General features: G+C 60.2%; 19 protein-coding genes. 13 read left to right on the top strand and 6 right to left on the bottom strand.

The window, feature by feature from the left end; all coding sequences use genetic code 11:
* Positions 1-5 precede the first annotated feature (5 nt).
* Entirely contained in the window at positions 6-1,259 is a 1,254-nt protein-coding gene (locus HWX34_RS10610; RefSeq protein WP_178972205.1) for a sarcosine oxidase subunit beta family protein, read from the bottom strand.
* Between the two features lie 231 nt (positions 1,260-1,490).
* Here HWX34_RS10610 and purU point away from each other — a divergent pair, with 231 nt between their 5' ends.
* The 9 genes from purU (at position 1,491) to HWX34_RS10565 (ending at position 11,128) form a co-directional block, all read left to right on the top strand.
* Positions 1,491-2,357, top strand: coding sequence for a formyltetrahydrofolate deformylase (gene purU, locus HWX34_RS10605; RefSeq protein WP_178972204.1), 867 nt, complete (start codon positions 1,491-1,493; stop codon positions 2,355-2,357).
* Positions 2,358-2,628: 271 nt separating this feature from the next.
* Positions 2,629-3,015, top strand: a complete 387-nt coding sequence (locus tag HWX34_RS10600; protein ID WP_218645135.1) for a hypothetical protein — start codon at positions 2,629-2,631, stop codon at positions 3,013-3,015.
* Between the two features lie 87 nt (positions 3,016-3,102).
* Entirely contained in the window at positions 3,103-3,444 is a 342-nt protein-coding gene (locus HWX34_RS10595; protein WP_218645134.1) for a cytochrome c, read from the top strand.
* Between the two features lie 31 nt (positions 3,445-3,475).
* A complete protein-coding gene (locus HWX34_RS10590) occupies positions 3,476-3,907 on the top strand; it encodes a GFA family protein (RefSeq protein WP_178972202.1) in 432 nt (143 codons plus the stop codon).
* Between the two features lie 328 nt (positions 3,908-4,235).
* Complete coding sequence (locus HWX34_RS10585) at positions 4,236-5,006, top strand: hypothetical protein (protein WP_178972201.1); 771 nt, start codon at positions 4,236-4,238, stop codon at positions 5,004-5,006.
* A gap of 1,315 nt (positions 5,007-6,321) precedes the next feature.
* The gene (locus HWX34_RS10580) at positions 6,322-7,023 is read left to right on the top strand and encodes a hypothetical protein (RefSeq protein ID WP_178972200.1); all 702 of its coding nucleotides are present in this window, start codon (positions 6,322-6,324) and stop codon (positions 7,021-7,023) included.
* A 200-nt stretch (positions 7,024-7,223) separates the two neighbouring features.
* Positions 7,224-8,687 (top strand): betaine-aldehyde dehydrogenase, encoded by a 1,464-nt coding sequence (betB, locus tag HWX34_RS10575; RefSeq protein WP_178972199.1) that lies wholly within the window; start codon positions 7,224-7,226, stop codon positions 8,685-8,687.
* Between the two features lie 157 nt (positions 8,688-8,844).
* Complete coding sequence (gene betA / locus HWX34_RS10570; RefSeq protein ID WP_178972198.1) at positions 8,845-10,560, top strand: choline dehydrogenase; 1,716 nt, start codon at positions 8,845-8,847, stop codon at positions 10,558-10,560.
* A gap of 286 nt (positions 10,561-10,846) precedes the next feature.
* Entirely contained in the window at positions 10,847-11,128 is a 282-nt protein-coding gene (locus HWX34_RS10565) for a hypothetical protein (RefSeq protein ID WP_178972025.1), read from the top strand.
* Here the strand turns inward: HWX34_RS10565 and HWX34_RS10560 are convergent, their stop codons facing one another.
* Positions 11,129-13,087, bottom strand: coding sequence for a methyl-accepting chemotaxis protein (locus HWX34_RS10560; protein ID WP_178972197.1), 1,959 nt, complete (start codon positions 13,085-13,087; stop codon positions 11,129-11,131).
* A gap of 249 nt (positions 13,088-13,336) precedes the next feature.
* Here HWX34_RS10560 and hmpA point away from each other — a divergent pair, with 249 nt between their 5' ends.
* Positions 13,337-14,560 (top strand): NO-inducible flavohemoprotein, encoded by a 1,224-nt coding sequence (hmpA, locus tag HWX34_RS10555; RefSeq protein WP_178972196.1) that lies wholly within the window; start codon positions 13,337-13,339, stop codon positions 14,558-14,560.
* A 48-nt stretch (positions 14,561-14,608) separates the two neighbouring features.
* Positions 14,609-15,139, top strand: coding sequence for an Rrf2 family transcriptional regulator (locus tag HWX34_RS10550; protein ID WP_255496668.1), 531 nt, complete (start codon positions 14,609-14,611; stop codon positions 15,137-15,139).
* A 96-nt stretch (positions 15,140-15,235) separates the two neighbouring features.
* Here HWX34_RS10550 and hemN read toward each other — a convergent pair whose 3' ends face one another.
* On the bottom strand, positions 15,236-16,642 hold the full coding sequence (hemN, locus tag HWX34_RS10545) for an oxygen-independent coproporphyrinogen III oxidase (RefSeq protein WP_178972195.1): 1,407 nt from the start codon (positions 16,640-16,642) through the stop codon (positions 15,236-15,238).
* A gap of 112 nt (positions 16,643-16,754) precedes the next feature.
* Here hemN and fnr point away from each other — a divergent pair, with 112 nt between their 5' ends.
* Positions 16,755-17,501, top strand: coding sequence for a fumarate/nitrate reduction transcriptional regulator Fnr (gene fnr, locus HWX34_RS10540; protein ID WP_045846577.1), 747 nt, complete (start codon positions 16,755-16,757; stop codon positions 17,499-17,501).
* A 129-nt stretch (positions 17,502-17,630) separates the two neighbouring features.
* On the opposite strand, the gene HWX34_RS10535 is transcribed toward fnr, so the two are convergent.
* The 3 genes from HWX34_RS10535 to HWX34_RS10525 are packed head-to-tail and all read right to left on the bottom strand — an operon-like array spanning position 17,631 to position 19,760.
* The gene (locus HWX34_RS10535; protein WP_178972194.1) at positions 17,631-18,089 is read right to left on the bottom strand and encodes a flavodoxin family protein; all 459 of its coding nucleotides are present in this window, start codon (positions 18,087-18,089) and stop codon (positions 17,631-17,633) included.
* Positions 18,086-19,018, bottom strand: coding sequence for a DUF1853 family protein (locus HWX34_RS10530; RefSeq protein WP_178972193.1), 933 nt, complete (start codon positions 19,016-19,018; stop codon positions 18,086-18,088). Before HWX34_RS10530 ends, HWX34_RS10535 begins: the two co-directional genes overlap by 4 nt.
* Entirely contained in the window at positions 18,996-19,760 is a 765-nt protein-coding gene (locus HWX34_RS10525) for an RNA methyltransferase (protein WP_178972192.1), read from the bottom strand. Before HWX34_RS10525 ends, HWX34_RS10530 begins: the two co-directional genes overlap by 23 nt.
* A 141-nt stretch (positions 19,761-19,901) precedes the next feature.
* On the opposite strand from HWX34_RS10525, the gene HWX34_RS10520 reads away from it, so the two are divergent.
* Complete coding sequence (locus HWX34_RS10520; protein WP_159874977.1) at positions 19,902-20,693, top strand: inositol monophosphatase family protein; 792 nt, start codon at positions 19,902-19,904, stop codon at positions 20,691-20,693.
* The last annotated feature ends 64 nt before the right edge of the window (positions 20,694-20,757 follow it).

Raw genomic sequence — 20,757 nt, 5'->3', positions numbered from 1 at the left:
TCTCCCTAGTGAGCCACGGCGGCTGCGCCGTGCTCGTCGATCAGATGTCCGGTGGCAAAACGGTCCAGCGAGAACGCGCGGTTCAGCGGGTGCGGATCGTCATGGGCGATGGTGTGGGCAAACACATTGCCCGATCCCGGGGTGGCCTTGAAGCCGCCAGTGCCCCAGCCACAGTTGAAATACAGGCCCTTGATGCGGGTTTTGCTGATGATGGGGCAGGCATCCGGCGAGACATCCACAATGCCGCCCCACTGGCGGTTCATCCGCACGCGGGAGAAGGACGGGAACATCTCGATGATGGCGGCGGCGGTATGCTCGATCACATGCGGGCTGCCGCGCTGGCCATAGCCCAGATAGCTGTCGATACCGGCACCAATCACCAGCTCGCCCTTGTCGGACTGGCTGACATAGCCATGCACGGCGTTGGACATCACCACGGTATCAATACAGGGCTTCATGGATTCCGACACGAAAGCCTGCAGCGGGTGGCTTTCCAGCGGCAGGCGCAGCCCGGCCATCTTGGCCAGCACCGAAGAATTACCCGCCGCCACACAGCCCACACGGTCGGCCATGATGTCCCCACGGCTGGTATTCACCCCCTTGATGCGGCCGCCTTCGATGATCAGGCCGGTGACTTCGCATTGCTCGATGATGTCCACGCCCAGCTCCGAAGCACCACGGGCAAAGCCCCAGGCCACGGCATCGTGCCGCGCCACGCCGCCACGCGGCTGGAAGCTGGCCCCCATGATGGGGTAGCGGGTGCGGTGGCTGATGTCGATCAGCGGCACCATGTCCTTGATTTCCTGCGGGGTCATCACCACGGCATCCACGCCGTTGAGCAGGTTGGCATTGGCGCGGCGTTCGATGTCGCGCATGTCCTGCAGGGTGTGGCCCACGTTCATCACGCCACGCTGGCTGAACATCACGTTGAAGTTGAGGTCCTGCGACAGGCCTTCCCACAATTTCAGGCCGTGTTCGTACAAGTGCGCTGCTTCATCCCACAGATAATTGGAACGGATGATGGTGGTGTTGCGTGCGGTATTGCCGCCGCCCAGATAGCCCTTCTCCAGCACGGCCACATTCTTGATGCCATGCTCCTTGGCCAGGTAGTAGGCCGTGGCCAGGCCGTGGCCGCCACCACCGACAATGATCACGTCGTAGTTTTTCTTTGGCTGCGGGCTCTTCCAGGCCGGCTGCCAGCTTTCATGATGCTTGAGCCCGTTCTTGATCAGGCTCCACAGGGAGTATCGGTTTGCCATCTGCGGCTCCAGCGGGGTGGATGTATTCGGACAAGGCCCATTCTCCCGACCTCGCCTCTGTCCCGTTTGGCTGAAAAGGACAAGCACTTGCCCAGACACGACACTGCGTCACATGTCTGAAATGGACGCAAAGCGGACGCATTGAAGCCAGCCCGCGCGCAAGCCAAGCCTTAGGGTTAGCGCACACAGGACAGGCAACACGCCTGCCACACGACAAGGAAAGACCCGCTCATGAAAGCCACCGCACCGTCCTACATCCTCAGCTTCACCTGTCACAGCGCCTCCGGTCAGGTGGCCCGTTTCTCCGCCCTGCTGGAATCCCAGGGCTGTTATATCGACGAACTGGCGGTGTTTGACGATGCCGTCAGCCAGCGTTTTTTCGTGCGCTGCGTGTTCCATCCGCAAACCGAAATCTTTGACCCGGCGCGGCTGAACCAGGGCATGCAGGACATGCGCAGTCACTACCAGGACCTGCGCTGGCAATTGCAGGACCGGCGCGAACAAGCGCGGGTGATGATCATGGTGTCCAAGTTGGACCACTGTCTGAATGACTTGCTGTACCGCCAGAAAATGGGCGATCTGGACATGACCGTCACCGCCGTGGTGTCCAACCACCGCGACCTGGCCCCGATTGCCGAAGCCTACGGCCTGCCCTTCCACCACCTGCCGCTGGACCCGGCCAACAAGGCCGAGCAGGAATCCGCGCTGTTGGCGCTGATCGAGGAAACCGGATCGGAGCTGGTGATTCTGGCGCGCTACATGCAGGTGCTCACCAGCGCCACCTGCGCCCGCCTGTCCGGCCGCGCCATCAACATCCACCACTCCTTCCTGCCGGGTTTCAAGGGTGCCCGCCCCTATCTGCAAGCACACGAACGCGGCGTAAAACTGATTGGCGCCACCGCCCACTACATAACCGACGACCTGGACGAAGGCCCCATCATCGAACAGGTGGTGGACCGGGTAGACCACGCCTACACCCCGGAAGACCTGCAAGCCACCGGCCGCGACATGGAATGCCAGGCGCTGGCCCGCGCGGTGCGCTACCACCTGGAACGCCGGGTGTTCCTCAACGACAACCGCACGGTGGTGCTGCGCTAAAAAATCGCCGGCCTTGCAGTCGAGTCGGCACAGCAGCGACCGCCCAAACCAGACAGGCTGACGCGTCCGATGAAAGCAACAAGGGAAGGATGGCGGTTATTCGGTGCCCTGCTCGCAGACCGAATACCGTCGCCGCTTTCCGGCAACAACTGCGCGCAGGCACATCCATCATGACAAAGTGCTAAAATGACCACCTCGCCAGCGTAGCGCCTCATCTGAGGTGACGCTGCCCGACATTGCATTTGTTCATGCGGACTTTATGGCAAACCTATTGAAACAACGATGGCGCGCCCTGCTGATGACAGCCCTGCTCCATGCAGGCACAGCCCAAGCCGCAACACCGCACACCGCCAGCCCGTCACTGGCTATCACGGTAAAGTTTGATTTTTATCCCGAAGACAGCACGCAAATTCACCGGCTGGAAAAGAAACTGCAACGGGCGATGCAACGCGCCCGGGTGGGAGAACTGGGCGAAACCGAATTTCATCTGGATGGCAACGAAGGCTTTTTCTACCTGTTCGGCCCCAACCCTGAACGGCTATTTGCCGTGGTTGGCCCCATTCTGCGTTCCTCTACCCTGATGCAGAATGCCGAGGTGGAAGAACGCGACGCCCTCCACAGAAAAACCTTCCTGCTGTTACAAGATGCCACCCCCTGATGGTGCGCCCCCCACATGCAAACTGGCAGAACACCAGGAAAGGACTGCGCAATGCAAGCCGGCCAATACCTGACGGCAGTCGCAGCCATGCTGGTTTTGCTGGCCTCGTCCGCGTATGCCGACATCCGCAATGGCAAAAACCTGTACCAAAACCGATGTGCCATCTGCCATGGCGAAAACGCCAAAGGCAACGGGCCATTAGCCCACAAAAGCACACCGCCCACCCCGGATCTGACAGCAAAGGCCTTTCAGCAGCGCCTGGCCAATTATCCCGGCTTGATTGTCTCCTCCATCATCCTGCGCCCCAATGGCGATCGGATTCCCAGAACTCTCCGGGAAAATGGCATCAAACTTGCCCCTCATGCGTGGACGGTGCAAGACTTGCGTGATGTGAATGAATACATGCGCACCTTGATGAACAAACAATGAAGCCGACAGAACGTATTGAGCGGAGGAAACCATGGTTCAACTAAGCGGCGCATGCCATTGCGGCAACATCCACCTCCATCTGGAATTGAGCCGGCCACTTGCCGACTACAACCCACGTACATGTGATTGCGACTTCTGCCGCAAACACGGTGCGTCCTATCTCTCCGACCCGCATGGCCGCTTGCAAATAGCTGTACGCGACACCGCCGGCATGGGGAAATACCGGCACGGCAGCCAGCTGGCCGACTTCCTGTTTTGCACCCGCTGCGGAGTGCTGGTTGGTGTGTTGTATCAGGACGGCAGCCGTCTGTATGGCACGGTGAATTGTGCGGCCCTGCATGAGACCGAAGCACTTGGCACACCAGTATCCGTCTCGCCCAGGCAACTGGACAGCAGTGAGAAAACAGCCCGTTGGAGCACGCTGTGGTTCCCGGACGTCCGCATCACCATTCTTCAACCCTGAAAACAGCACAGCGACTGTTTGTCGGATTTCAGCCGGACGGGAATGTCGATGTCTGCCCTATGGAGTCACATCTTCCGGCATTTCCCACTTAACCAACGCCGCCCACAGGCCCTGCCAAGCATGCCGAGGGTACGAAGTCCGGCTAATAGACTGGCAAAGAAATCCAACAGCAATGCCAAATCACGGAACCCACCCCGGCCATACAGACTTTGCACTGGCACCCATAGCTAAAATGATGATGTGATATTATTTTGGCATGGATACATGGTCACATTCGCGGCCGCCCTTGCTGCTGGCACACTGCCAGCCCCTCCTTGAAAGCCTGCACATGATGTCGAGATGCTTGTGGATTAGTCTGCTGTTTGCCTGTATTGCGCTGCTGAGTGGCTGCTCCACCATGGCCACCTCGATTGCTGCCAAAGGCTCAGGAACTGCCCGCGTGTATGCTGCATCAACCGAACAGGTGTGGGCTGTGCTGCCGGGAGTGGTTCGCGCCAGTGGTCTGGATTATGTCAACGGTGACAAACAGCAAGGCATGGCGCTGGCGCAGCGTGGCATGAGTGCCCTCAGCTATGGCGAGAATGTGGCGATATTCGTGTCCCCCGAGCCGTCCCAGAGCAAGACCAGCCAAACCCGGGTGGAGGTAGTGTCCAAAAGAACTTTTGCGCCGAATATCCTGGCTACCAATTGGGAAAGCGTACTGCTGGATGGTTTGGCTACCGCCCTGGCAGGGCGGATGACTGATACGGCGGCGGTGGCCGCATCTACGCCAAGCAGCCCCTTGCAACACCGCGACAAGGTGCCGGCCCCCTCTGCTTACGCCTCTATCGACGATACCCAGGCCATCCCCTACATCGGTGACAAAGGCCGCGCCCGTTATCCTGTCTATCTGAAAGCTGCCACGCCCAAGGCCTTTGTCATCAATCAGCGCGGCGGCTGGCGCTGGATCGCCAATGATAGCGATGCCATGCGCAAGACATTGTCGATCTGCCTGGCCGACCCCGGTGCCAAGTGCTGGCTGTATGCGGTGGATAATCAGGTGGTATGGCAAGAAGACGAAAGCAAACGTATATCCTTGCCGGAATTGCTACTGCATTAGCAGGCAGTTGTACAAGCACCGCGTGGATCTCGTTCCCTTGCGTGGTACTGCCCGACATCAGCACCTCAAGCAGGAGAGGCCTCCCGCCCCAACAAGTGTTCTTATCGACAAGCACCGCACCAACGCGCCCACCGGCCCCGTCAAGCATGCCGACGGGTGGCGCTGCTGCGGTTTTAAGCGGCTGGCTGTTTGAGCGATTGGACATTAGCCAATCGCGAGTTCCAGCCATGCCGCAGCAGTGTCAGGCCCCGGAGGGTAGCCGCAGGTCATGCTTGCTGGGGTGGCCTTGGAGGTGAAGGAGGGCTTGGCCAGGCAAGCCCTCTTTCCCGTTTGCCGCGCGGAAGCGGCATGTAAATCATCATCCGCATGAGCGGATGCTTGCCCTTTGTGTATCAACAGCGGCCCTTAAAAATCAAAGGCAAATACAACTTCGCGGGTCTCGCCCCGCCGTCGAGGTACTTTACTTTTGCTTCGCCAAAAGAAAGTACCCAAAGAAAAGGCGACCCGCAGCGCGTCGAATTCCCGCCCCAGCCATCCTGCCCAAGGCGCGGCTGAACTCGCACCGTGCTACCGTCACGGTGCTCAAACATGCAGCCGCTTAAAACCTTGGGCAGAACGTCTGCGTCGGCTCGCGCTGACGGGACTGCTTACGGTTCGTAAAGGTTTTAATGAGAGACAGGCAGAGCGACCTTGGGGGAAAGTGCGCAGAAATGGACGCTGCACGAAACCATCAGAAACCACCGTACCGATGCACCCACTGGGCCCCGTCAAGCATGCCGACGGGTGGCGCTGCTGCGGTTTTAAGCGGCTGGCTGTTTGAGCGATTGGACATTAGCCAATCGCGAGTTCCAGCCGTGCCGCAGCAGTGTCAGGCCCCGGAGGGTAGCCGCAGGTCATGCTTGCTGGGGTGGCCTTGGAGGTGAAGGAGGGCTTGGCCAGGCAAGCCCTCTTTCCCGTTTGCCGCGCGGAAGCGGCATGTAAATCATCATCCGCGTGAGCGGATGCCAGCCCCTTACCTGCACCTCTTGCCAGTGTTTCCACTCCCCTCTAGTCTTGCTGTCACCGATGGTGCTGATTAGCCTTGTCCCGTTGCGTGTTCACACGCAGCCAGGTTTGGCGACCTGTAGCTCTACGGGAAAGCCGTGTCAAAGCGGCTTTTTCTGCTTGCGTCTGCACCCTCTTCAATGGCAGGCCAGGTGGGGAGACCTATACGGTCTGCCGGTGTCGTGGAGCTTCCGGTTCGCCAACCCCGCTTTGGCCTGCCACCCGCGCTTGCCTGTGTGGCAGCCTTCATTGTTCAACGGAGGGCAGCACCATGACGCATCCCGCCCCCAACATCCCCCAGGCCCCGCCCCTGACGCTGTACTACCAAGGCAAACCCGTCCGGGTGCTGCTGCACCACAGCCACTGCTGCCTGCTGGCGGACGACATCCTCGCCCTCTCGCCGCCCCGCCTGCGCCACCAGCTGCAACAGCAACTGGCCGATTACGCCGGCTGCACCTTCGCCCTGCCGCAACGCGGCTGGCCAGCACCCGCCTTGCAACGGGCATTGCAACAGAGCAAACGCCCTGCCGCCCGCCAACTGCAACACTGGCTGCAACAACAGGTGCTGCCCGCCCTTCAGCAACTGCCACCTGATGCCCCGCGCTGGGAACAGGCGCTGGCCATGGCCGCCGAGGCCGGACAACAAATCAGCCATGCGGTGCTGCAAGCCGTGCTGGAACACGGCAGCGACTGGCAGCACAGCCACTGGCTGCTGACACTCAACTACACCGCCACCCACCCGCGCCGCCATGCCCATGGCCGTCTGGTGGCACTCAACAGCAGCGCCACGTCCTTGCAGGCACTGGCGCAGCACATTGCCTGCAAGGACGGCAGTGCCAGCCGCAATGGCGAGCTGCTCCGCCTGGCGGCGGCTTGCCATCAACAATTGGCCAAGCGAACAGAGAAACAGGCGTGGCGGGCAGAGGCAGCGGAGCAGCCACGCGCCAAACCGGCTGCCAGACGTTCCCGATAACCGTACTCAGTGCGGGGCAGGCAGCGCGCATTGACCGCGCTCGCCCTATCCATTCATCATCAGCCCGGCCAGTTCCCGGCCAAGCCCATGTCGCCACAATTGGCCCCCATGTCGGCTTTTGACACGCAAGACATCTGCCGTCGTGGCTCAATAAGCGGCATCATGGGCAATGGCCCCACCCAGAATACAAGGAAGACAACGTGCAAGATGGCATCCTGAAAAGCTATATCGGCGGTCGCTATATCGATAATCCGGCCCTGCCGCTGGCCGACAACTTCAACCCGGCCAATGGCGAACTGCTGTGCAAGGTGCAGCAGGCAGGCGCGGCCGAGGCCGAACTGGCGGTCAAGAGCGCCGAAGCCGGTTTTGCGGTGTGGAGCGAGATGACCGGTGCCGAGCGCGGCCGCATCATGAACAAGGCGGTGGGCATTTTACGGGCGCGCAATCGCGAGCTGGCCGAGCTGGAGGTGCGCGACAACGGCAAGCCGATTCAGGAAGCGGAAGCGGTGGATGTACTGTCCGGCGCGGATTGCATCGAATATTTTGCCGGCATGGCTGCCGGCATTCACGGCGAGCATTTCCCGCTGAAAGGTGCGTTTGCCTATACCCGGCGTGAGCCCTTGGGCGTGTGCCTGGGCATTGGCGCGTGGAACTACCCCATCCAGATTGCCTGCTGGAAATCCGCCCCGGCGCTGGCCTGTGGCAATGCGATGATCTACAAGCCATCGGGCATGACGCCGATGAGCGCCGCCCTGCTGGCGGAAATCTATAGCGAAGCGGGTGTGCCGGATGGCGTGTTCAACGTGATTCAGGGCAGCTCGTCCGTGGCGCGCCAGCTGATTGCCGACGAACGGGTAGCCAAGGTGTCGATTACCGGCTCGGTGGATACCGGCAAGGCCATCATGAAAGACGCCGCCGGCACGCTCAAGCGCGTCACCATGGAGCTGGGTGGCAAGTCGCCACTGATCATCTTTGACGATGCCGACATCGAACAGGCAGTGTCCGCCGCCATGCTGGCCAACTTCTACACCCAGGGCGAAATCTGCACCAACGGCACCCGCGTGTTCGTGGCGCGCAGCATTCACGCCGCCTTCATGCAGCGTCTTAAAGAACGCACCGCGCTGTTGAAGATTGGCGACCCGATGCACCCGGACACCCAGGTAGGCGCACAGGTATCGCCCAGCCATGCGCAAAGCGTGCTCAAGTACATCGACCTCGGCCAGAGCGAAGGCGCAGTACTGGCCGCCGGTGGCCAGCGCGTGATCGTGCCCGGTTGCGAAGCCGGCTGGTTCATTGCCCCCACCATTTTCGACCAGTGCCGTGACGACATGCGCATTGTCAGCGAGGAAATTTTTGGCCCGGTGATGTCGGTGCTGGTATTCGACGACGAAGCCGAAGTCATCCAGCGTGCCAATGCCAGCCGACTGGGCCTGGCGGCGGGGGTATTCACCCGCGATCTGGCGCGCGCGCACCGCGTGGTGGCCAAGCTGCAAGCCGGGGTGTGCTGGATCAACAACTACAACATCACGCCGATTGAAATGCCGTTTGGGGGTTATAAGGAATCCGGCCTGGGCTATGAAAACAGCCTCACCGCCATCGACTGCTACACCCAGCGCAAGAGCGTGTATGTGGAGTTGACCGGCGTGGCCAGTCCTTACGCTTGAGCGAGCACGGCCAACAGAAGCCCTGTTGCAGCGTTTCAGCAGAGACGCTGAGCGCTTGTCAGCCGCCCCAAGTGGCTCACCCTGTCATTCAAACGATAGCGGCAGACCTCACGGCCTGCCCTTGTCTTGTCTGAACCATCCGTTGCAAGGAGCACCCATGTCGCAACAGTTCGATTACATCATCGTCGGGGCCGGTTCTGCCGGTTGTGTGCTGGCTGCCCGCCTCACCGAAGATGCCGATGTCAGCGTGCTGCTGCTGGAAGCCGGCGGGCCGGACTGGCGGCTGGACTGGCGCACCCAGATGCCGGCGGCGCTGGCCTACCCGCTGCAAGGCACCACCTATAACTGGGCCTATACCACGCTGCCGGAGCCGCATATGGGCAACCGCATCATGACCCAGGGCCGGGGCATGGGGCTGGGTGGTTCGTCCTTGATCAACGGCATGGTGTACATCCGCGGCAATGCGCTGGATTTTGACGGCTGGGCGGAAAACAAGGGGCTGGACAACTGGAGCTATCTGGACTGTCTGCCCTACTTCCGCAAGGCGGAAAGCTACGACAAAGGGGCGAATGACTTTCACGGTGCCACTGGCCCCTTGCATGTCACCACGCCACGGCCGGACAACAACCCGCTGTATCAGGCTTTTATTGCAGCAGGCGAACAGGCCGGTTACCCGCGTACCGACGACCTCAACGGCTACCGGCAGGAAGGCTTCGGGCCGATGGACCGCACCACCACGCCATCCGGCCGCCGCTGCAGTACCTCGCTGGCCTATCTGGATCAGGCGCGCACCCGTGCCAACCTCACGGTGAAAACCCGGGCGCTGGCCGACCAGATCCGCTTTGCCGGCAACCGTGCGGTGGGCGTGAGCTATCTGCAAGGCGGCAGCCTGCAACAGGCCGAAGCACGGCGCGAAGTCATCGTCTGCAACGGCGCCATTGCCAGCCCGCAGCTATTGCAACGTTCCGGCGTGGGCCATGCCGACCAGCTGAAGCAGCATGGCATCAGCAGCGTGGTACACCTGCCCGGCGTGGGCGAGAACCTGCAGGACCATCTGGAAATGTATCTGCAATACCACTGCACCAAGCCGGTATCGATCTACCCGGCGCTGCAATGGTGGAACAAGCCGCCCATCGGCGTGGAGTGGTATCTGAACGGCACCGGCCTGGGGGCCACCAACCATTTCGAGGCCGGTGGTTTCATCCGCAGCAGCACCGAGTTTGCCTGGCCCAATCTGCAATACCACTTTATTCCGCTGGCCATGAATTACGACGGCAGCAATCCGGTGAAGGCGCACGGCTTCCAGTGCCATGTCGGCTCCATGCGCTCGCCCAGCACAGGCTTTGTACGGCTGGCCAGCCGCGACCCGCGCGTCAAACCGCTACTGCAGTTCAATTACATGGCGCATGCAGTGGACTGGCAGGAGTTCCGTGCCGGCGTGCGGCTGACGCGGGAAATCATCGCCCAGCAAGCGTTTGATGAATTCCGTGGCGAGGAAATCAAGCCAGGGATGAAGATTCAGAGCGATGCCGAAATCGACGCCTTTGTGCGCGAACATGCCGAAACCGCACTGCACCCGTCCTGTACCTGCAAGATGGGCTACGACGACATGGCGGTGGTGGACAAGGACGGCCTGGTACATGGCGTGGAGGGCTTGCGCGTGGTGGATGCCTCCATCATGCCGCGCGTTACCACCGGCAACCTCAATGCGCCGGTCATCATGATGGCGGAGAAGCTGGCCGATGCCATTCGTGGCCGTCATCCGCTGCCGCGTTCGCAAGCGGCTTACTTTACCGCGGGCACGCAGCCGGTGCAGCTGATGGGTACGGCGGATTTTCCCTGGCCGACTGCCAGCGCGCCTGCCACTCATTGATGAGCTGACAAGGTCATGCGGCGCTTGACTGTGCCGCCGCACTTTCTACAATGCCATGCAGTGGCCATTCTGGCTGCCAACAAAGTGATTTGGTACGACTTTATCGGACCCGGCAAAGCCGGGCCTTTCGATGAAGTGACTGATTCCGCAGCCTTCCGGTCTATGCCCTATCCCCCGCCCTTACCCGGCCAATTGAAGAAGGGGGGCCTCGCTTTCCTTGCAGAAACCGAGAGGGGTTTGTCAATAATCGGATGGCAGCAACGTCGCCATCTTGATGGAGAAGAAAATGCACACCTTGAAGCCGCGTAATCCCTACGCCTGCTCGCCCTTGCTGAAAAAGGGCGGCGCGCATCAGCGCAGCCAATCCGGCCAGCGCCAGCATGCACGTCAGGCCATCTGGGCCGAACTGGACGATCTGGACTGGATAGATATAGATCACGCCCAGGTAGCACAGCACGTTGCGTCCAGCAGTGAGGACGATTCCCCCGGCAGTTTTTACAGCCACCCCACCATGCCAAAGGCCGCTTCCCAGCGGCCTTTGCCTTGTTACTCCTACCTTTTCGCCTGACTACACGGTAAAACGCGCCGCCAGCGTACTGAGCTGCTCGGACAAGCCCTTCAACTGCCCCACCGTTTCTGCCGTTCCCTTCATCGCCCGGCTGTTTTCTTCCGACATTTGTGCCACCTGCTCCACATTGCGCGCCAGCACCTGGCTGGTATGGCTTTGCTCGTTCAGCGCCGTCTGGATTTCCGCCACCACCTGCTGTACCTGATCGATCTGCTGCTGGATGGTGACGATGGCCGTCCCGGCATGCTGGGCATGTTGTTGCCCGGCTTCCACCGTTTGCATGCCGGTGCTCATATTGCCCGCCGCCTGACGCGCCGTCAGCTGGATTTGCTGCACGATGCCGCCGATTTCAGTGGTGGACTGCGCAGTGCGTTCCGCCAGCTTGCGCACTTCATCGGCCACCACAGCAAAGCCGCGCCCCTGCTCGCCAGCGCGGGCGGCTTCAATCGCCGCATTCAGCGCCAACAGATTGGTCTGGTCGGCGACATCGCGAATCACATCCACAATGCTGACAATCGATTCGGACTGTTGGCTCAGTGTCTGGATAGTGCCGGACACCGTCGTGATCTCACGCACAATGCTTTGCATGCTGGAACCCGCACCCCGAATCACCTCGGTTCCTGCGGTGGACTCCTGCACCGCCGCCCGCGACAGTTGGTGGGCTTCAACCGAACGCTCGGCACTGACCGACAAGCTGGTGCTCAGTTGCTCGACCGCAGCCGCCATGCTGGACGCGGCTTCGGACTGGCGGTCGCTGCTGTGGGCTACCTGGCTGGCCCCTTCGGCCACATCCCGGGCCGCGCCATCCAGTTGCTGCGAGGTTTGTACCAACTGGCTGACGGTATCGCGCAATTGGTTGCGCATTTGCCGGATGGCTGCCAGCAAACTGGAATTGTCCTGGCTGTTGATTGCAATGCTGGTATCCAGCCTGCCGGTGGCAATCTGCTCCACCACTTCCTGTACATAGAAGGGCTCCCCTCCCAGTTGCGCGGTGATGGACAGATACAAGGCAATGAACAGGTAGATGGACAACAGGAAGGCCAACAAGGCGCAGCCGAGATAAATATCACGTTGCCACTGAATGCGCCGAATGCGGGCATCCAGCAGCGTGTCCAGCTGGGTCAGCGCGCTTTGCTGGAAGGCTGCTGCCACATTCAGCGTGTCGGCTGCCAGGCTGCCCATTGCCAATGTCTGGCCATCAATGGCCTTGCGGAACAGGCTGTTGTTTTGCTCGGCCTGCGCCAGCAGCTTGCCATCGCTGCCCGCCAGGCTGGCTCGGAGCGCCGGGTTGTACGCAGCGGCCTTGTTTAGGTTCTGCGTCAGGTCGGCCACGTTATTGCGCAGTTGCGGCAACAACATCAGCAAAGCGTCGCGCGCCGGCCCCGCCAGAGGCTGCCCCTTGGCGGCCAGCAACATGCTGTTGGCCTCTATGCTTTGGCTGAGCCAGTCCGGCCAGTGGGTGATGAGACCGTCCATCAGATAGTAGGTGTCGATATCCGGGTCCAGCGTCAGGTTGGACTGATCGCTGGCCTGGCTGATCAAGGCGCGCAGGCTACTGCTGATGGCCTGGAAATTGTCGGCCTGCGGTGCGGACTGCAACTTTTTCCAGGCAGCGTCCAGTTCAGACCATTCCTTGTCCACCCCCAGGACCGGGTTCAGTGCGGTATGGGTTTGTTGCATGGCCTGCCATTGCTGCTGCACCGCGCCGCCCAGTGCAGTGCCTGCCGCCTGGCTGGCGTGCTGTGCCTGCTCTTGCTCCAGCGCCAACAACAAGGCCATGGCGGGCTTCACATACTGCACGCCCACTCGTTCCTTGCTGGAAAAATCCACATTGTCCTGATTGCTGCGGTACAGGCCATAAGTGAGGTAAACCAGGGCAATGGCAAACACCGTACCGATGATGGCAAAGCGGATGGGGTAGCTCAGATGCTGCATCCAGCGGGCGGTATGACGGAACATGCACGACTCCTTGCAGGAGCACGCAGCACAATAGCTGCGCGGATGATGACAGCTTTGGTTATAGGGACATTACTCTTGCACTGCAAAACCAATTTATATGCCCATGGACTTTATCTGGTGCTGAATTTTATTCAATTTAGTCACTTATAAAATGTATTTTTGATACATTTTAATGCTATGCTACACGCTGCCTGTGCCGATAGCCGGTCATCTTAAAAATGCATTTCACACACATCTAAAGGAAAATCCATGCTAAGCGCGTCCATCCGCCAGCAAGTCAAAGCCACCGCCCCCATCCTGAAACAACATGGCGTACTGCTGACCAGCCACTTCTACCAACGCATGTTCCAGCACAATCCAGAGCTGAAAAACATCTTCAATCAGGGACACCAACATGCTGGCCAGCAACAGCAGGCGCTGGCCATGGCGGTCGCCGCCTATGCCGAGCACATTGACGCGCCTGAAGTATTGCTGCCGGTGCTGGAGCGGGTGGCGCACAAGCACGCCAGCCTGGGCATCCGGGCCGAACACTACCCGATTGTGGGCAAACATCTGCTGGCCTCCATCCGCGAGGTGCTGGGTGAAGAAGCCGCTCCGGACAGCCTGCTGGAAGCCTGGGCCGCCGCCTATCAGCAACTGGCAGACCTGCTGATCCAGCTGGAAAACAGCCTGTACCAGCGTGCCGCCACCCAGCCCGGTGGCTGGAGCGGCTGGCGGCCGTTCCGCGTGGTGAAGAAGCAAGTGGAAAGTGCCGAGATCACCTCGTTTTATCTGCAAGCCGCGGACGGTGGCAGCCTGCCAGCCTTCCAACCGGGCCAATACATTTCGGTGCAGCGTTTCATCCCGGAATGGGGCTTGAGCCAGCCGCGCCAGTACAGCCTGTCCGATGCGCCCGGTAAGGACTGGCTGCGTATTTCGGTGAAGCGTGAGGACGAGCGGGATAATGCGCCAGCCGGCAAGGTGTCCGGCCAGTTGCATGCCGAACTGGCCGAAGGCGATATCTTGCAGGTATCGCCGCCCTTTGGTGATTTCGTGCTGCATCAGGAGCGGGACACCCCGGTGGTACTGATCAGCGCTGGCGTGGGCCAGACACCGCTGCTGTCCATGCTGCAACATCTGGTGGCCAGTGGTCCGTCCCGCCCCATCCGCTACTTGCACGCTGCTCGCCACGGGGCGGTGCACGCCATGAAGCAGGAAGTTGGCACGCTGGCACAGCAGCATCCCCAGCTGCAACAACGCGTGTTTTATGAAACCCCGGCAGCAAGCGACACCCTGGGTGTGGACTTCCATCAGCAAGGCCGTATCGATGCCGATGCCATCCGTGCCCATGCCCTGCTGGCTGATGCCGACTACTACCTGTGCGGCCCGGTAGGCTTCATGCAGCAACAACACCGCCAGCTGCGCGAGGCCGGGGTAGCCGCCACGCGCATTCATATGGAAGTGTTTGGCTCCAATGCCATGACCACAGGCTAAATCCGCTTTGTTTGCCGCCGCGCATTGTGAGCGACTGCGCTGAGGAGTATGCTGCGCGGCACTTTCCCTGCCCACTTTACTACCATGCAACTGAACCGCTTTACCGACCTTGGCCTGCGCGTGCTGATGTACCTGACGCACCGCGACCGGGAGCAACCGGTCACCATCAGCGAAATTGCCGAACGCTTTGACGTATCGCGCAATCACCTGGTGAAAGTGGTGCATTTCATGGGTGTGCAAGGCTGGCTGAACAACAGTCGTGGCAAGGGTGGCGGACTGGCGCTGGCCCAGCCGCCCGAGCATTACCGCCTGGGCGGCATCATCCGTACGCTGGAAGGCAATGTGCCGCTGATTGACTGCGCCGAACCGCCTTGCGCACTGCGCCAGGACTGCCAGCTCAAGGCCGTGCTGGATGTCGGCATGCAGGCATTTTTCAGCACCCTGGACAGTTATACGCTGCGCGATGTGATTGCCAGCCCTACCGGCGAGGCCATCATTCGCCTGCATCGCAGCCCAAAACCGCTGTCAGCCGATACCGATCCAGTAAGTGCCGGAAAAACCACACCGGATGTGTTGTAAAAAACCATCACTTTTTCAATAAAAAAGCCCGCGCAATGCGGGCCTTTTTTACTGTTTATTCAAGGGATAACCCTTTAAACAGTCTGAACAAAATCATCAGATGGTCTTGGAATAACGTGCCTTGGTTTCGCGTTCGCGCAAATGGCGGTCGAACAACATAGCGATATTGCGGATCAGGAAACGCCCCTTGGGCTCTACCATCAGGAAGTCGCCGTCAAAGGTCAGCAGGCCCAGTTTGTGGTATTCGCGAATAGCTGGCAGCTCGGCAGCAAAGTATTCGGCGAAATTGATGCCGTGCACCTGTTCAATTGCCTCCACCGACAGCGAGAAGCGGCACATCAGCGCCTGGATGATGCCACGGCGCAGGATGTCATCCCTATCCAGCACCATGCCGCGCATTACCGGCAGCCGACCTTCGTCCAGCGCGGCGTAATAGCTGTCCAGGTCTTTCTCGTTCTGGCTGTAACAGGGGCCGACCTTGCCGATGGAAGACACGCCAAGGCCGATCATGTCGCAGTCGGCATGTGTGGAATAGCCCTGGAAATTGCGCTGCAGGCGCGCCTGGCGCAGGGCAATGGCCAGGTCATCTTCCGGCTTGGCAAAGTGGTCCATGCCAATGAATACATAGCCTGCATCGGCCAGGCTTTTTACCGCGTCCTGCAGAATGTCCAGCTTGGTGCTGGCAGCAGGCAAGTCTGCCTCGTTGATGCGCCGTTGCGGCATGAACACGGTAGGCAGGTGGGCATAGTTGTACAGCGCCAGACGGTCCGGGCCAATGGCAATCACCTTGTCCAGCGTGCGTTTGAGCGACTCGCGGGTTTGCAACGGCAAACCGTAGATCAGGTCCACGCTGACCGACTTGAAGCCGGCTTCGCGCGCAGCCTCAATCACTTCCAGCGTTTCTGCCTCGCTTTGCACCCGGTTCACCGCCTGTTGCACTTGCGGGTCGAAATCCTGGATGCCCACACTCATGCGGTTGAAGCCCAGTCGCGCCAGATGATGCACGGTTTCACGACCCACCTTGCGCGGGTCGATCTCGATGGAATATTCTCCCTCCGGCAAAAATTCGAAGTGGGCACGCAACATGGTCATCAGACGGTCCAGTTGCTCATCCGACAGAAAGGTCGGGGTGCCGCCACCAAAGTGCAGCTGGATCAGCTTTTCCCGACAGCCAAGCGAGGCGGCAACCAGCTTGATTTCCTTTTCCAGGTAATCCAGATAGCGGTCGGCGCGGCTCTTGTCCTTGGTGATGATCTTGTTGCAGCCGCAGTAATAACAAACCGTGTTACAGAACGGGATGTGAACGTACAATGAGATGGCATTTTGATGCATGCCCAGGTGGCGTTGCTTCAGCCAGTGTTTATAGTCCTTCTCACCAAATGCCGGGGTAAACCGGTCGGCGGTGGGGTAAGAAGTGTATCTTGGGCCGGAACCATCAAGACGTTCGATCAACGCTCGGTCGAACTCACAGTGGGTAGGCGAAAACGGATGGGTGGTGTGCATGTCGTCGGGTATTGATAGTCAAACGTCAGGTGGACTGGTAAATTTGCGGAAAACGTGTGAATTCCGCTTTGACAAGGGTCAAGCTTCTTTACAGGGTTGTACAAAACACGCGATGTCAGACCAACACCAACACACTCTGCACGCTCTGAAGGTTTCCTGCTCCAACTGCAGTCTGCGCGAACTTTGCCTGCCCATTGGGCTGAACCGCGACGAAATGACACAGCTGGATGCCGTTATCCGTCAAAGCCGCCGCCTCAAGCGCGGTGAATACCTGTTCCGCAGTGGCGAAGCCTTCAAGTCGCTGTTTGCCGTGCGCACCGGTTTTTTCAAGACCAGTGTCGCCAGCCAGGATGGTCGTGAACAAGTCACCGGCTTTTTGATGTCCGGCGAACTCATGGGCCTGGATGGCATTTCATCCAATGTCCATGGCTGCGACGCCATTGCCTTGGAAGACAGCGAAGTCTGCGAACTGCCCTTCAACCGCATGGAAAGCCTGGGGCGCGACATTCCCAGCCTGCAACACCACTTTTTCCGGCTGATGAGCCGCGAAATCGTGCGTGACCAGAACGTCATGCTGCTCCTGGGCAACATGAAGGCAGAAGAACGTCTGGCTGCCTTCCTGCTGAACCTGTCACAGCGTCTGTCCACCCGCGGTTTTGCCGCCAACGATTTCATCCTGCGCATGAGCCGCGAGGAAATCGGCAGCTTCCTCGGCCTGAAACTGGAAACCGTCAGTCGTACGCTGTCCAAGTTCCAGCAGCAAGGCTGGCTGAGCGTGGACCACAAGCACATCCAGCTGATCAAGGCCGATGCACTCAAGGACCTGATCTCCGGTTGTACCCACGCCAACGGCGTGTAAGCCGACAGGCACCACGGTAACAGCCATCCGGGCGGTGGGCGCAATGCGCCTTACCGCCCTTCTTGTATCTTCTGCCCATCCGGGCAGGCGCGCCATTCTCCGCAAGCACTAACTCTTCCGGGCAAGGTATTACCAGCACCCGATCAACATCCCCGCCACCAGTTGCTCGGCTCGTTCCGCCACTTCAGCCAGCTGCGCGGCGTCCGGCTCGCCGCGTACCACCATGGCGGGTAGCACTTCGTCCCAGCCATAGCCGGCGATGATGCGCCGCATGGCGTGCACAGCCCCCATGCCATCGTTACCGGCGGACACCAGCAAGAGGCAGGCCAACCCCTCGGTACGGCCCTGTGCAGGATAGAAGGTACGGTCAAAGAAATCTTTCATCTTGCCTGCCATATAGCCAAAATTCTCCGGCGTTGCCAGCACGATGCCATCTGTTGCCAGCAAATCACCCAGCGTAGCTTCTTCGGCTGGCAGGCAGTTGAACTGCAGGTCATCGGCCAGTTGCGCTACGCTGGCGCGCACGGCGTCAACCAGCTGCAAGGTGCGGCCGGTCTGGCTGGCATACAACAACAGCAAGTGTTTCATGTGGCCAGACTCCCTGGCAGCGTGGCCATCAATGCTTGCAGGCGCGTTGCTTCGGGCCAGCCTGGCGGCACAACGAAACCACGCGCCACCTCCTCCCAGTAGCCATCGCCCAGCGGCAACAGTTCGGCCACCAGTTGCGGCACCACGGCCTGGCGCAATTCCTGGCGCAGGCTGTGCTGTTCACGCACTTCGGCTTCGGCCACACGGGCCGGAGCCAGCCAGCTCAAACGCGGCAGCCACAACCAGCGCGCTGCCGGGCTGCTACAGGGCCAGGGCTGCAATAACGGGCTGATCCAGCCTTGCAGATGATCCGGGCTCAGGGGTGGCACGGGACGGGTTGGTCGGAAATAGAAGAACCAGCCGGCCAGCCTGGCCTGACTGGCGCAGGCCACAAAGTCTGGCGGCAACACGCGCCGGGCCAGGGGGTGGCGGGACAGCTGCAACTGCGCCTGCAATTTACCCGCCTTCAGCAGCCAGGCATCGCGCAAGCTGGGTCCAACCAGGCTGTCCGGGCCGCTGCCCAATTGCAGATAGAATTTGCTGGCAGTCTCCACGTGTAGTGGTTCGCCATCCAGCCGGATCAGGAAATCAAATTCGCCAATGGTGCGGCCACTGGCGTCCCGTAGCGGCAAATTGGCAGCCACCAGCTCGATATGGGGCGCGAGGTGAAACCAGAAAGCCAGCAAGCGCTCGGCATAGTGGCCCAGACGGCGACAGGGCTGGTCTGCCAGCCAGGCATAGAGCGGTGCCGGGTCTTGCTCCAGTGCCGCCAGCAAGGCCGGGCCATCCGGGCCCAGCAGGCGTTGTGGCGAAAGATTGCAGCCGCTATCCCAGGGAGCAGGGGCGGTCAGCAAAAACGCCAGATCACGCAGCGCAGGCTGCGTGTAAGGCAGATAAAAACCGCGATCAGGATTCGCCGCCGTGCTCATGGCCGTCTGCCACGCGCTGGATCTGCTTCATCAGGCCACGCAGGATGTCCACCTCGTCGCGCAGCATGCCGGAACGGTTGAACAGCGCGCGCATGCGGCGCATCAGTCGCTCGCTGTTACGGCGGCGGTAGTAGCCGATGGCATCCATGGTCTGGTCCAGATGCTGGCAGAAGCCTTCCACCTCGCCCAGGCTGGCGGTTTCGCTTTCCGGCCGCAGGTATTCCACATCAACGCCGGTATGGCTGAACAGCTCGTAGGTCATCACCTGCACCGCCATGGCCAGGTTGAGCGAGAAGTAATCCGGGTTGCCCGGAATGGTGACCAGCCGGTTGCACTGCTCCACTTCCTCAATCGACAGGCCGAAGGTTTCATTGCCGAACACCAACGCCACCTGTTCGCCATCGCGCGCACGGGCGACCAGTTCCGGCGTGGTTTCGCGTGGAGTGGACAGTGGCGTGGTCAGCTCGCGGCGGCGGCTGGTGAGTGCACAGGCCACGGTGACATCGCTGAGCGCTTCGGCAAGGCTTGTCACCACGGTGGCACGCTCCAGCACATCCACCGCACCGGACGCCAGCGCATTGGCTTCGTCGCTGGGAAACACTTTGGGTTCAACCAGATACAGCCGGGTCAGCCCCATGGTTTTCATCGCGCGCGCCGCCGAACCGATATTGCCCGGATGGTTGGGTCTAGCCAACACGATGCGAATGTTTTGCAGAAAATCAGGTACTTGGGGTTTATTCATCAGCAGTTTCACATTAAAATGGCGGGTATATCAAAAAGCCCGCGCGCTCGCGCCGGCTTTTTTTGTTCCTTAACCCAGATTGTTACTGACAGATGTCGAGCCATATTGGCTGACATCTGCTATCCGTTCTAGAGGCCGTCAATGCATCCGATGCTCAATATCGCGGTTAAAGCCGCCCGCCGTGCTGGCAGTGTAATCCAGCGTGCGTCGCTTAACCTCGATACCATTCGTGTAGAGAAGAAAAAGCACAATGACTTTGTGACCGACGTGGACCGCGCTGCCGAACAGGCCATCGTGGACATGATTCTCGAGGCGTATCCCAAGCACGCCATTCTAGCAGAAGAGTCCGGAGCCAAAGGCGTGGGCTCCTCCGAATACGAGTGGATCATCGACCCCATCGACGGCACCACCAACTTCCTGCATGGTCATCAGCAATACGCCATCTCCATCGCACTGGCGCACAAAGGCCAGGTGCAGCAAGCGGTGGTGTACGACCCTAGCCGTAACGATCTGTTTACCGCCTCGCGCGGTGTTGGCGCCTTCCTCAACGACCGCCGTATCCGTGTTTCCAAGCGCTTCATGATGAATGAATGCGTGATCGCCACCGGTTTCCCGGTATCCGACCAAAGCTATATCGACCAGTACCTGGGCATGCTCAAGGATGTACTGGGCAAGACTGCCGGCGTACGTCGCGAAGGCGCAGCCTCGCTCGACCTGTGCAATGTGGCTTGCGGCCGCGTGGACGGTTTCTGGGAAATGAACCTGAAGCCGTGGGACATCGCTGCGGGCAGCCTGATCGTGCAGGAAGCTGGTGGCATTGTCACCGACCTGACTGGCGAGCAGGAGTGGATGGAATCCGGCGACATCGTGGCCGCCAACCCCAAGGTGCTGGCCCAGCTGCTGGCGACCATCGCGCCGCACCTGAACAAGTAATCGCCTCTGTGCAGGCAATAAAAAACGGCAACCCGTGGGTTGCCGTTTTTTATTGCCTGCTCGC

This window comes from Aquitalea sp. LB_tupeE (assembly GCF_013391415.1).
In the GTDB taxonomy this organism is placed as follows: Bacteria; Pseudomonadota; Gammaproteobacteria; order Burkholderiales; family Chromobacteriaceae; genus Aquitalea.
Note: the sequence above shows the minus strand (reverse complement) of the source record. Positions and strands in the feature narration are given on the sequence as shown.

Bases quoted from the DNA above. Each gene is read 5' to 3' on its own strand.
- HWX34_RS10590 (WP_178972202.1), top strand. From the start codon at position 3,476: ATGGTTCAACTAAGCGGCGCATGCCATTGCGGCAACATCCACCTCCAT.
- HWX34_RS10535 (WP_178972194.1), bottom strand. From the start codon at position 18,089: ATGAAACACTTGCTGTTGTTGTATGCCAGCCAGACCGGCCGCACCTTG.
- HWX34_RS10580 (WP_178972200.1), top strand. From the start codon at position 6,322: ATGACGCATCCCGCCCCCAACATCCCCCAGGCCCCGCCCCTGACGCTG.
- HWX34_RS10550 (WP_255496668.1), top strand. From the start codon at position 14,609: ATGCTGCGCGGCACTTTCCCTGCCCACTTTACTACCATGCAACTGAAC.
- HWX34_RS10525 (WP_178972192.1), bottom strand. From the start codon at position 19,760: ATGAATAAACCCCAAGTACCTGATTTTCTGCAAAACATTCGCATCGTG.
- HWX34_RS10565 (WP_178972025.1), top strand. From the start codon at position 10,847: ATGCACACCTTGAAGCCGCGTAATCCCTACGCCTGCTCGCCCTTGCTG.
- purU (WP_178972204.1), top strand. From the start codon at position 1,491: ATGAAAGCCACCGCACCGTCCTACATCCTCAGCTTCACCTGTCACAGC.
- HWX34_RS10530 (WP_178972193.1), bottom strand. From the start codon at position 19,018: ATGAGCACGGCGGCGAATCCTGATCGCGGTTTTTATCTGCCTTACACG.
- HWX34_RS10595 (WP_218645134.1), top strand. From the start codon at position 3,103: ATGCTGGTTTTGCTGGCCTCGTCCGCGTATGCCGACATCCGCAATGGC.
- hmpA (WP_178972196.1), top strand. From the start codon at position 13,337: ATGCTAAGCGCGTCCATCCGCCAGCAAGTCAAAGCCACCGCCCCCATC.
- HWX34_RS10610 (WP_178972205.1), bottom strand. From the start codon at position 1,259: ATGGCAAACCGATACTCCCTGTGGAGCCTGATCAAGAACGGGCTCAAG.
- HWX34_RS10560 (WP_178972197.1), bottom strand. From the start codon at position 13,087: ATGTTCCGTCATACCGCCCGCTGGATGCAGCATCTGAGCTACCCCATC.
- HWX34_RS10520 (WP_159874977.1), top strand. From the start codon at position 19,902: ATGCATCCGATGCTCAATATCGCGGTTAAAGCCGCCCGCCGTGCTGGC.
- betA (WP_178972198.1), top strand. From the start codon at position 8,845: ATGTCGCAACAGTTCGATTACATCATCGTCGGGGCCGGTTCTGCCGGT.
- hemN (WP_178972195.1), bottom strand. From the start codon at position 16,642: ATGCACACCACCCATCCGTTTTCGCCTACCCACTGTGAGTTCGACCGA.
- HWX34_RS10585 (WP_178972201.1), top strand. From the start codon at position 4,236: ATGATGTCGAGATGCTTGTGGATTAGTCTGCTGTTTGCCTGTATTGCG.
- fnr (WP_045846577.1), top strand. From the start codon at position 16,755: ATGTCAGACCAACACCAACACACTCTGCACGCTCTGAAGGTTTCCTGC.